This is a genomic window from Enterobacter cloacae complex sp. 394I7, assembly GCF_057320345.1.
Genome location: NZ_JBXWCR010000005.1, coordinates 195,954 through 207,241 on the forward strand (window position 1 = coordinate 195,954; position 11,288 = coordinate 207,241).

The 11,288-nt window shown below is 56.3% G+C and carries 12 protein-coding genes; 3 read left to right on the plus strand and 9 right to left on the minus strand.

From position 1 onward, the window contains the following. Positions 1-21: 21 nt before the first annotated feature. Complete coding sequence (locus AC2FAP_RS18140) at positions 22-840, plus strand: helix-turn-helix domain-containing protein (RefSeq protein WP_025206441.1); 819 nt, start codon at positions 22-24, stop codon at positions 838-840. Here AC2FAP_RS18140 and araD read toward each other — a convergent pair whose 3' ends face one another. From araD to yiaK, 8 genes are read right to left on the minus strand one after another with little or no spacing between them, the layout of a single operon-like run. Next, positions 841-1,536, minus strand: a complete 696-nt coding sequence (gene araD / locus AC2FAP_RS18145; RefSeq protein WP_449541921.1) for an L-ribulose-5-phosphate 4-epimerase — start codon at positions 1,534-1,536, stop codon at positions 841-843. Further along, entirely contained in the window at positions 1,530-2,390 is an 861-nt protein-coding gene (locus AC2FAP_RS18150) for an L-ribulose-5-phosphate 3-epimerase (RefSeq protein ID WP_014168102.1), read from the minus strand. Before AC2FAP_RS18150 ends, araD begins: the two co-directional genes overlap by 7 nt. Beyond that, entirely contained in the window at positions 2,372-3,046 is a 675-nt protein-coding gene (ulaD, locus tag AC2FAP_RS18155) for a 3-keto-L-gulonate-6-phosphate decarboxylase UlaD (protein WP_279261820.1), read from the minus strand. Before ulaD ends, AC2FAP_RS18150 begins: the two co-directional genes overlap by 19 nt. Then, a complete protein-coding gene (locus AC2FAP_RS18160; RefSeq protein WP_449541920.1) occupies positions 3,043-4,548 on the minus strand; it encodes an FGGY-family carbohydrate kinase in 1,506 nt (501 codons plus the stop codon). The genes ulaD and AC2FAP_RS18160 overlap by 4 nt, the downstream gene beginning before the upstream one ends. Positions 4,549-4,596: 48 nt before the next feature. Then, positions 4,597-5,916, minus strand: a complete 1,320-nt coding sequence (locus AC2FAP_RS18165; RefSeq protein ID WP_014168105.1) for an MFS transporter — start codon at positions 5,914-5,916, stop codon at positions 4,597-4,599. Positions 5,917-5,959: 43 nt separating this feature from the next. Continuing rightward, on the minus strand, positions 5,960-6,886 hold the full coding sequence (locus AC2FAP_RS18170; RefSeq protein WP_223398571.1) for a DUF4862 family protein: 927 nt from the start codon (positions 6,884-6,886) through the stop codon (positions 5,960-5,962). A 27-nt stretch (positions 6,887-6,913) separates the two neighbouring features. Continuing rightward, the gene (locus tag AC2FAP_RS18175; RefSeq protein ID WP_041162365.1) at positions 6,914-7,381 is read right to left on the minus strand and encodes a YhcH/YjgK/YiaL family protein; all 468 of its coding nucleotides are present in this window, start codon (positions 7,379-7,381) and stop codon (positions 6,914-6,916) included. Between the two features lie 10 nt (positions 7,382-7,391). Continuing rightward, the gene (gene yiaK, locus AC2FAP_RS18180) at positions 7,392-8,390 is read right to left on the minus strand and encodes a 3-dehydro-L-gulonate 2-dehydrogenase (protein ID WP_014168108.1); all 999 of its coding nucleotides are present in this window, start codon (positions 8,388-8,390) and stop codon (positions 7,392-7,394) included. 224 nt (positions 8,391-8,614) lie between these two features. On the opposite strand from yiaK, the gene yiaJ reads away from it, so the two are divergent. Next, a complete protein-coding gene (gene yiaJ / locus AC2FAP_RS18185) occupies positions 8,615-9,433 on the plus strand; it encodes an IclR family transcriptional regulator YiaJ (RefSeq protein ID WP_020882654.1) in 819 nt (272 codons plus the stop codon). 3 nt (positions 9,434-9,436) lie between these two features. Next, positions 9,437-9,892, plus strand: a complete 456-nt coding sequence (locus AC2FAP_RS18190; RefSeq protein WP_032679988.1) for a 4Fe-4S binding protein — start codon at positions 9,437-9,439, stop codon at positions 9,890-9,892. A gap of 4 nt (positions 9,893-9,896) precedes the next feature. Here the strand turns inward: AC2FAP_RS18190 and avtA are convergent, their stop codons facing one another. Beyond that, positions 9,897-11,153: a valine--pyruvate transaminase gene (avtA, locus tag AC2FAP_RS18195; RefSeq protein WP_020882652.1), complete on the minus strand. Its 1,257-nt coding sequence runs from the start codon at positions 11,151-11,153 to the stop codon at positions 9,897-9,899. Positions 11,154-11,288: the final 135 nt, after the last annotated feature.

Consider the following 11,288-nt stretch of genomic DNA (forward strand, 5'->3'; position numbering starts at 1 on the left):
AGAGCGGAATGGTGAATATCCATGCTTGAATTATCCATAGCGCTTCCGATTAAAGTGCAAAATGGTGGGCTCTTTATTTCCCGGGGCGTGGGCCGGCATCCGGCGCGCAAATTAACCTCGTGGGAGATTATCTTCGTTGAAAAAGGGACATTAACGATCCAGGAAGAAAACACGCTCTTTGAGGTGAAAGCGGGAGAGAGCTTGCTGCTCTGGCCGGCGCGTCGACACGTGGGGACAGAAGATTTCCCGGCGGACCTGCGGTTCTACTGGCTGCATTTTGAGGTCGAAGCGCAATCGTCGCCTTTGCCACATGCTTTTCCGGTGGCCATTGAACAACATTGCTGCGTGCGCGATGCTCAATATGTGATTGCGCTATTCCGGCAATTCCTGAGTGAGCAGGAAAAATTACAGCGAAGCGTGGCGCTGGAAATGATTTTGCTGCTGATTTTACAGCAAGTGTCGATCTCCTCAGGTTATGAAGACAGAGCCGATGAAGCCGGCGCGGCCATGGCATGGAAGGCAAAACAGCTTATTCGCACGCAGTTTCATCTGCCGCTTTCCACATCGCAACTGGCAAAAGCCTTGCACTGCAATGCCGATTATCTGGGACGCGTATTTCGCCGGACCTTTCACTTAACCCTGACGGAGGCGATCCATCGCCAGCGCGTCAGGGCGGCAGAAAAGCTGTTGCTGAACGACTCCGCGTCCCTGACCGAAGTGGCAACCCGCTGCGGTTTTAATGATGTCGGGTATTTCCGGCAGATATTTTCAAAGCATACCGGCTTAACGCCCGCCGTCTGGAAACGGCGGTACTGTAAGGAGCATATTAATTCCGGGTGATCACTGCCCGTAGTAGGCATTTGCTCCATGCTTGCGCAGGTAATGTTTATCGAGCAGTTCCTGCTGCATCGTCGGTAGTTGTGGCGCAAGCTGGCGTGAAAACAGCCCCATAAAGGCGCACTCTTCCAGCACCACAGCGTTATGTACCGCATCGGCCGCATTTTTTCCCCAGGTGAACGGGCCGTGAGAATGCACCAGCACCGCCGGGATTTGCATCGGGTTTACGTCGCGCTCCTCAAAGGTTTTGATGATCACTTCACCGGTCTGGTATTCGTATTCACCCGCAATTTCAGCCGGGGTCATCAACCGCGTGCAGGGGATTGCACCATAAAAATAGTCAGCGTGCGTGGTACCCCATGCCGGTAAATCCTGCCCTGCCTGCGCCCAGACAGTGGCATGACGGGAATGGGTATGCACAATGCCGCCAATTTCAGGGTAACGGCGATACAGCGCCAGGTGGGTTGGCGTGTCGGAAGAGGGGTTTTTAACCCCCTCGACCACCTGGCCCGTGGCAATGTCCACCACCACCATATCCTCTGCGGACATCACGTCATATTCCACGCCGGAGGGTTTAATCACCATCAGGCCGCGTTCACGATCCACCGCACTGACGTTGCCCCAGGTTAAAGTCACCAGCTGGTGGGCGGGCAGCGCCAGGTTTGCCGCCAGGACCTCGGCTTTGAGTTGTTCTAACATGTCATCCCTCCTTCCTGCATCCGGGCTTCAATCCAGCGGCGTGCCTGGATGATTTCCAGTACCGGCTCTTTGGCTTTTTCAGTCCACATTTCAATCAAAAATGCACCGCGATAATTGAGCTGATTCAGCGTGTTAAATATGCCCACGAAATCGACGCACCCCTCACCGAACGGTACGTCACGAAACTGTCCGGGGCTTTGTTCAGTCACGGGCTGGGTATCTTTCAGGTGGATGGCGGCGATGCGATCGATGCCCAGCGTCAGCTCGGCGGCCACATCGTTACCCCACGCGCTCAGGTTGCCGACGTCCGGATAAACGCTGAACCATGGCGAAGCGAGCATTTCGTCCCACTTTTTCCATTTGCTGATGGAGTTCATAAACGCGGTATCCATGATCTCCACTGCCAGCATGACCTGCGCGGCGGCGGCCTGCTCCACGGCCCATGCCAGCCCTTCGGCAAAGCGTTGCCGGGTACCTTCGTCATGTTCTTCGTAATAGACGTCATACCCGGCAAGCTGGATGGTGCGAATACCGAGATCGCGCGCCAGACGGATGGCTTTGGTCATGATGGCGCGTGCGCGCTCGCGGACGGTCTCGTCCCGGCTACCAAACGGGAAACGGCGGTGGGCAGACAGACACATCGACGGGATCGCGACCCCGGTTTCCAGCATCGCCTCAACCAGAGAGGCGCGCTGCGCGGTGTTCCATTCAAGGCGGGACAAACGCTCATCGGTTTCATCGATCGACATCTCGACAAAATCAAATCCGCAGCTTTTTGCCAGCACCAGGCGCTCTGGCCAGGTGAGCGCTTTCGGCAGCGCTTTTTCGTAGATACCTAACGGATGCTGACGCATGGTGACTCCCCCCAGATGTCGCGGATGTGTGAATGGAATGCATGGGCCACCTGCGGTGGGTTGGCAGCGCCTGTCAGTGCCCGTCCGGCAATAAACGCTTTCACATTGATCTGCTTAAACAGCGGCAGGTCGGCGGGGGTAATGCCGCCGGTGATCGAGAGCTGCAGGCCGATATCCGAGAGGGCTTTCATGCTGGCGAGATCTACTTCGCCCCACTGCTGGCCGCTGGCCTGTGCGTCGCGCCCACGGTGATAAATGGCCTGTGTGACCCCGATACGGTGCCATTCACGCGCATCATCCAGCGTCCAGTGACCAAACAGCTCCATCTGAATTTCCCCGCCGCAGCGCAGAGCCACCTCGTGACCCTTCTCGACGGTTGCCAGCGGCGCGGCGCAGATGATGGTCATCCAGTTCGCGCCTGCGCCAAACGCCTGTTCAGCCAGCGTTTCTCCGGCATCGGCCACTTTCCAGTCAGCCACGATCGTTTTTTTCGGACACTGCTGGCGCAGTGCGCGCACGGCATTAAGCCCTTCAGTGAGACACAAAATGGTGCCTGCTTCGATAATATCGACGTGATCCGCAAGCCGCTCGACGTCGCGCTGTGCGGCCTGAAGTGAGGTATGGTCGAGCGCCAGCTGCAGTAATGGTCGGCTCATAGGTCGTGCTCCTTAACATGGGCGTGATAGCCCTGTAGTGCTGAAATCAGTAGCTGGTAGCGCTGATACTTGCGCTGGTAGGCCGCATGGACATGCTTGTCGGGTGTGATGACGCGAATGTGATGTCTGACAGCCTGCTGCGCGGTGCGGAAATCGGGATAAACGCCGGTACCCACCAGCGCGGCCAGCGCCGCGCCGGAACAGCCGGTCTCTTCGACCTGCGGCAGTTCTATTGCCAGACCGCTGACGTCCGCGAGCATTTGCATCCACACATCCGAATGGGCAGGGCCGCCGGTTACGCGCAATGCCTGCACGTGCGTGAAGCGCGCTAGCATGCGGTTAAGATGGGTCATGTGGCTGAAGACCACACCTTCATAGACCGCCTGCAACAGATGCGCGCGGGTGTGCAGGGCCTGCATGCCGTAAAACCCACAGGTCATCTCCAGCCCGGCGTTGCTGCCATAGAGGAACGGCAGGAAGAGCAGATCGCTTCCGGCTTTCGGCAGGCTGGCCACGGCCTGGTTGATCGCATCGAATGACATGTCGCCCCACTGTGTGGTCAGCCATTCGAGGTTACCGGACGAGGTGGGGCTGGCTTCGTGAACGATGTAGTGCTGCGGATGAACGTAGCGCCCATACACATAGGGATACGGCTCGTTATGGCCTATACCGTTGGCGATCCCGCTGGTGACAGCCCAGGTGCCCATCACGGCGTTGAGCGTGCTGTCGTCATGTAACCCGGCGCAGATCGCGGTGGAAACCACATCAAACAGCCCCCCCACAACGGGTGTACCCGCTGCGAGACCGGTCAGGGCGGCGGCCTGAGCGGTGATTTCCCCGCAAATTTCTGCTGAACCGACGATCGGCGGTAGTGTGCCGTCAATTTCATCGATGCCGAGCCAGCGTGTGAGCTGCGGGTCGTACTGCCCGGTGTTCATGTTGTAGAGATTGGATTCAGAGATGTTGCTCTCTTCACACCCTTTAACGCCGGTGAGGCACCAGCGCAGGTAGTCGTGCGCCATCATCACACAGCCAATCTGCTGATAACGGTGCGGTTCATTCTCTTTCACCCAGCGCAGGAGGGAGGCGGGATGCCCCGTCCATAGCGTCTGGCGCGTATGCGGATAAAGCTTTTCAGGAATACCGTCCTGCTGCCAGCGCTGTACAATCTCCAGCGCCCGGCGGTCAGAGGAGAGCATGGCGTTGCCGAGCGGCTGGTCATACTTGTCCAGTAAAAACAGTCCTTTACCCTGAGCTGATATCCCGACGCCTTTGATTTGTGCGCCGCCGATGCCGGCCTTCTTAAGCAGCAGGGCGACGGTGGCGTGGCACTGCTGCCAGAGTTGGTGCATATCCCGCTCAGCGTGGCCAGCGTGTGGGCTGAGTGTGGCAACCGCGCGGCGCTCAATACAGACTTCCTGGCCCTGGCGGGTGTACAGACCGGCTTTCAGATACGTTCCGCCACAATCGATACCCAGCCAGAAGGGCTCTTTTTCACTCATCGTTGACTCTCTTGTCTTACGCCCTCTCTTCAGGAGAGGGCGGGGGGATCAGGCTGCGTGCTTATGCGGGTTCACGCCGGGGTTGGGTTCCGCTCCGGCATCGCATTTCGCCGGTAGCATCAGGGCGAGCAGCGAGGCCAGCGCCAGCGAAACCGCGAGGCAGTACACCCCAGCATCTTTGCTGTAGAGGGTGATCAGCACGCCCACCGCGTAAGGGCCGCAGAACCCACCGAGGTTACCCAGGGCGTTAATCACGCCGCGAGCGCCACCGGCCATCTCTGCGCTGAACAGGCGCGCCGGAATCGTCCAGAACACACCCGCAGCGGACTGCAGGAAGAAGCCACAGCCCACCAGCGCGGCATAGGCCAGCCAGATGTTCTCTTTCAACGCCACGGAGAGGAACATGCAGAGCGCGAAGCCAATCAGCGGCAGGGAGACGAACAGCTTGCGCTTGCCGGTACGGTCAGACAGTGAGGAGAACAGGAACATGCCCGCAATGGCGCCGACATAAGGCAGGATGGCGAGCATTCCCACCTGGCCGATGCTGGTATGCGTCAGCTCTTTGAGAATGGTCGGCAGCCAGAGGGTGTAACCGTAAATCCCGGTCTGGTAGAAGAAGTTCAGGGCAATCAGCTGCCACATGGTTTTGTCGGACAGAACCGCACTCAGCGAGGCATTTTTCACCGCTTTTCCGGCAATAGCCTGCTGTTCTGCGGCCAGCGTTTGTATCAGATAATTTTTCTCGGCCTCGGAGATCCAGCGAGCCTCCTGAGGGCGGTCGTAGACGGTGAACACCCAGAGCACCAGCACCACAATGGACATCAGCCCTTCAATGATGAACAGCCAGCGCCAGTCAAGTGCGGTGATAATCCAGCCCGACAGGGGCGCGGTGATGATCCCCGCAATGGGAACAAACATGATGACAATCGCATTGGCGCGGCCGCGTTCGGCGTCCGGGAACCAGTTACTGATCATCGTGAGCACCACAGGCAGCATCCCGCCTTCTGCCACACCGAGTAAGAAGCGCAGTGCCAGCAGTTGATACTGGTTGGTCACAACGCCGGTCAGGACCGAAATCACCGCCCAGGCAACCAGTGACCAGCCAATAAACTTCTTACCGCTGCCATGCACGGCAATCTTGCCGCCGGGCACCTGCAGGAACAGATAACCGATAAAGAAGATCCCACCCGCCAGGCCTGCCATGGTGGCAGAGATACCTAACTCTTCATCCATACCGCCTGGCATCGCAAATGCAATATTCACGCGGTCCATATATGAAATAATACAGGCGATAAGAATAGGCGGAATGATTCTTAACCAGCGCTGGCGCGGAATATCCGCTTGTAGAGCATGAGTAGAAATATTCATATTTAATATCTCAGTGAATGTAACCGGAATAAGATTTTTATTGTTATTGCGTTGCTTTTTTCATTTCACTAATGCCGTCGCGCAAAATAGCGATACGATGGCTGACGTTAGCATTAGCATTTATTTCCAGTAATTTAATACCGGAGAATTTCAATGTTGCGGCGCTCGCCGCAGTAAAAAGTGCTTTTACCTGTTCGGTGGTCATTAAACTGTCGGCACAGAACGGGGAAAATGGCGCGTGCAGATCCTGCCATTCGCCGTACGCTCCGCGGACGGAGGTCCCGGAGAACATCAGTGCGCCCAGCTTCCCGGCCTCAAGTGCGGCTTTAACATGTTCAGGTGGCAGCGCGATATTGCGTCCTTCGATAGCCGACCGCGCCCAGTTGATGCATACGCTGATATCCGTTTCTTTCACCACCTCAAGCACCTGCGCTAAGGGCAAAAACCCCTTGCGTGGCGCGGGGCCGGTCATGGCATCGCAGTGTTCAAGCACCAGGTCGCATGACCAGTCCCATGAGGTGATTTCACGTACAGAACGGGAAAACGCAGCGGTAGCTTGTTCAACAGACGGGTTTCCCGCCTGCGGCGCGGCTTGCATCTCCAGGGCAATAATTTTGCCTGGAAAGCGAGTATTGATGGCATCAATCTTTCGCAGCAGATGGCGGTAATAGTCAACGCAGGCTTTGCGCTGTTCTTCATCGGCAGAGGCCAGGCCAAACGCGCCATTTGTGCCGCGGCGGCGCATGGTTTCCATCACCGCGGTAACCACCATTTGCCAGTCTCCCGGCGTATGGCGGAACAGCCATTCGTCACCCAACGGATGGAGATCCTCAAGACACGGTTGCTCCAGCCCGCGAATATCTGGCGTATCGGAAAGCGCTCGCCAGAAGTCCTGCTCTTCTTGTTCCCCTTGCTGGTGAAACGAGGGTGCGCAGGGGTACGCACCAATTATAAAACCGGTGTTAGTCATTTCGCATTCCCAATAGAGTTCAGAAAATTAATCTATTTCGCTGATTGCTACTTTCACCACAATTTTACGAATTGCCGATACCTTATTTTTAATGCAGGCAGGACGGTGAACATCCTGCGGGAAAAATATGGCGTACGTGCCGGGCGTCATTTCTATAAATGATTCATTTTCGCTGCCGTGATAAAAAATAATATCCCGCTGTTCCAGCAGCGATTCGCTTATTTCGTTATTGCCGGTATCAATGGCGACACCGATTTTCTCTTCACCCCATGCCAGAAACTGAATGTCCAGATAGCGACGGTGCACTTCGGGACGGTTCTCATCCCACGTTTGAGTGGTGAGGTCGAGCACCTGAGCAAAGATGTTACGTCCGTCAATGTCCACCACGCCAGGTGCCAGCGCCGTGAAATCCGTGGTGCGCAGAAAATCGAGCGCTTTCTCTATCGCCCGCGGCAGGCGACACGGATTTGGCTGCGAAATATGTCCTAAAATCATGGCCCACTCCTTACAGAGACTGGATTTTCGCCCACACGCTGTCGTCAATGGTGATGCCGTTGCGGCGGTTCTCTTCGAGCAGACGTGTGAATTCATGACCCGGCAGTCGAACCGCGACGTTGTCATCAGCCCGCTCGGCGTTGATGATAAAGTCCATGATGCGCTGCAGTTTGGCATCGCGGGTGGGTCCGTCGATCAAACGATCGACCTCGATGGCGATAAAGATTTGTGACACGCCATATTCGTCGCTGTTGTCCTGGGTCACTTCCGCAACGGAGGATCCGTTGGAGAGCAGGGTTGCGATCATGTCGAGGACGATGGATAAGCCCGATCCTTTCCAGTAGCCCATCGGCAGAATGCGGCGGTTTTTCTCGATCACACCAGGTTCTCTGGTGAGGTGCCCTTCATCGTCAAACCCCCCATCCACCGGCAACGTGCGTCCGGCCAGGCGATTCACTTCCAGCATGCCGTAGGAGAACATTGACATCGACATATCGACCATTGTGATCGGCGTAGACGGAATCGCCACGATCAGAGGGTTAGTGCCGATGCAGCACGCTTTTGAGCCCCAGGCTGGCATGACGGCAATGGAGTTAGTCCAGCAGATCCCGATGTACCCCTTCTCTGCGGCCTGCCAGCCGTAGCTGCCGCCGCGCATCCAGTGGTTGGCGTTTCGCAGAGCCACCAGGCCGATACCGTGGTCGGCGGCCAGTTCGGTGGCGCGATCCATCATCTTTTTCGCCGTCAGGTTGCCAATCGAACGTCGGGCATCCCACTGTTCGATGGCACCTAGCGAGGTCACCCGTGTTGGCTGGGCATCAGGAATGATGTCGCCGGCATCAAGCTGCTGAATGAAACGAGGGAAGCGGTTAACCCCGTGTGAATAGACGCCCGATTCCGTGGTGCGGGCAAACATCTCCGCGCAGGCGTCGGCGGTGTCCGCTTTTACGCCGCGATCGACCAGGACCCGCCTGAACGCCGCTTTTAACTCTTCAAAGGTCACTTTCATCCCTGTTCTCCTGTTTTTGTCGGGGCAAGTGCGAGTGCTTTTTTATCGCTAAATTTCACTATGCGAAATCTGATTTCAAATATAGCGATCAAATTTTGCCAGATCAACGACATTCATGATTTTCAAAATCGATTAAAATCAACTGGTTGTGTTTTTTCTGTTGAGATCGTGAACTGAACCACACTTTGCGCTACCATCAGGACGCGATAAAAAGGAGCCATTGGATGAGCACGAAAGAGAGCGAAATGACGCAAGAAAAAGAGAGGCCAGCAGGTAGCCAGAGCTTGTTTCGCGGCCTGATGCTGATTGAGATCCTCAGCAACTACCCGAACGGGTGTCCGTTGGCCCATTTATCGGAACTGGCAGGGCTGAATAAAAGCACCGTGCACCGCTTACTGCAGGGATTACAGTCGTGCGGGTACGTTACCCCGGCGCCTGCGGCGGGCAGCTACCGCCTGACCACCAAATTTATCGCCGTCGGGCAAAAGGCGCTGTCGTCGCTGAATATCATTCACGTGGCGGCTCCGCACCTTGAGACGCTGAATATCGCCACCGGTGAGACGGTGAACTTCTCAAGCCGCGAGGACGATCACGCCATTCTGATTTATAAGCTGGAGCCCACAACCGGTATGCTGCGCACGCGCGCTTACATCGGTCAGCATATGCCGCTTTATTGTTCGGCGATGGGCAAAATCTACATGGCGTTTGGTCATCAGGACTATGTGGCGAGCTACTGGCAGAGCCATCAGGAGCAGATCCAGCCGCTCACCCGCAACACGATTACCGAGCTGAGCGCGATGTATGACGAGCTGGCGGAAATCCGCGAGCACAGCATGGCGATGGATAAAGAAGAGAACGAGCTGGGCGTCTCCTGTCTTGCCGTACCGGTGTTTGATATTCATGGCCGCGTGCCGTACGCGATCTCCATTTCGCTCTCGACGTCCCGCATGAAGCAAATTGGTGAAAAAAACCTGCTGAAACCGCTGCGGGAAACAGCAGAGGCTATCTCAAAAGAGTTGGGTTTTAACGTGCGCGGAGCGTGACAGATGAACCGATTTATCCTGGCTGATACGGAAAAATGCATTGGCTGTCGTACCTGCGAAGTAGCCTGCGTGGTGTCGCATCAGGGAATGCTTTCTGCAGGCGCGTTTACGCCCCGCATTCGGGTGGTCAAAGGCGGCGCATTCACTACGGCTGTGGGCTGCCATCAGTGTGAAGATGCCCCTTGTGCCACTGTTTGTCCGACACAGGCTATTCGCCACACCGCGGGTGCCTGGCGGGTGGAGCCGGCGCGCTGTATTGGCTGTAAAAGTTGTGTGGTAGCGTGCCCGTTTGGGGCGATGCAGGTTCAGCGAGTGGGGAACCGCGTTCAGGCGGTGAAATGTGATTTGTGCGCAGATCGCGAGGCTGGACCCGCCTGTGTGGAGGCGTGCCCAACCCACGCGCTGCGCTGCGTTGACCCCGCCAGATTACGCACCGAACGGCTGCATAATCTGGCGTAACGCGTTACTGGCTATCTTCGCGCCAGGCGTACTCAATCTCTTCGGCGAGAATTTTCACGCCCGCTTCGATTTTCTCCGGATCGGGCACGTAGTTCATGCGCATGCACTGATGCGTATGCGGCCACGGCTTATCCAGACCCGGGAAGAAGTAATCACCCGGCACCATCAACACGCCGCGCTTTTTCAGGCGCTGGTAGAGAAGCTCGGTGGTGATCGGCAGATCCTTAAACCACAGCCACAGGAAAATTGCCCCTTCAGGTTTGTGGATCAGGCAGCGTTCTTCCGGTAAGTAGCGGCGAAGAATGGCGATCGTTTCCTGTACCCGCTGGTAATAGAACGGCTTGATAACCTCGTTCGACAGGCGCAGCAGGTCATTACGTTTGATCATTTCGCACATCATCGCCGGGCCGATTCCCCCCGGGGAAAGGCTGATAATGCCGTTCATGTTGGTAATGGCGGTGATGATTTTTTCATTGGCGATGATGATCCCGCAACGGCTGCCCGGCAGACCCAGCTTGGAAAGGCTCATACACAGGACGATGTTCGGGTTCCACAGCGGACGTGCTTCGCTGAAGATGATCCCCGGGAACGGCACGCCATAAGCGTTATCAATCACCAGCGGGATGTCGTGCTGATTCGCCAGCGCATCCAGCTTCATCAGTTCGTCGTCGGTGATGACGTTGCCCGTTGGGTTGGTTGGACGTGATACGCAGATCATGCCCGTCTCTTCACCAATATGCAGATGTTCAAAGTCGACATGATATTTGAACTGGCCTTCTGGCAGCAGCTCAATATTCGGGCGCGCCGAGACGAACAGATCCTCTTCGAGGCCGGAATCGGCATAGCCGATGTACTCTGGCGCCAGCGGGAACAGCACTTTTTTGGTGGTGCCGTCGGCGCGACGGCCTGCGAACAGATTAAACAAGTAGAAAAATGCGCTCTGACTGCCGTTTGTCAGTGCAATATTCTGTGGTTCGATATCCCAACCCAGCTCTTTGCGCAGCATTTCAGCAAGCAGTGTCAGCAGTTCGGTTTTACCCTGCGGGCCATCGTAGTTGCAAAGCGCATCGGTTGCTTTCCCGCTTTCCAGCATCTGAGCCAGCAGCGTCTGAAAATAGGTGTTCATCTCCGGGATTTGAGCCGGGTTTCCGCCGCCGAGCATGATGGCGCCTGGTGTGCGCAGCCCGTCGTTGAGGTCCTCCATCAGGCGAGTAATGCCTGAATGGCGGGTGAATTTGTCGCCGAAAAGTGAAAACGTCATAGCAGGTGATCTGTCGAGCTTATTTTGAAAGTGGGTAACCATAACGCTAGCACCGTGCTGGTGCAAATCGAGAGATGCGGTCGGGATTGTTGTTTTATGTGGCGGGAAGGTATTTAGGTAGTGGATTGTTCTGGT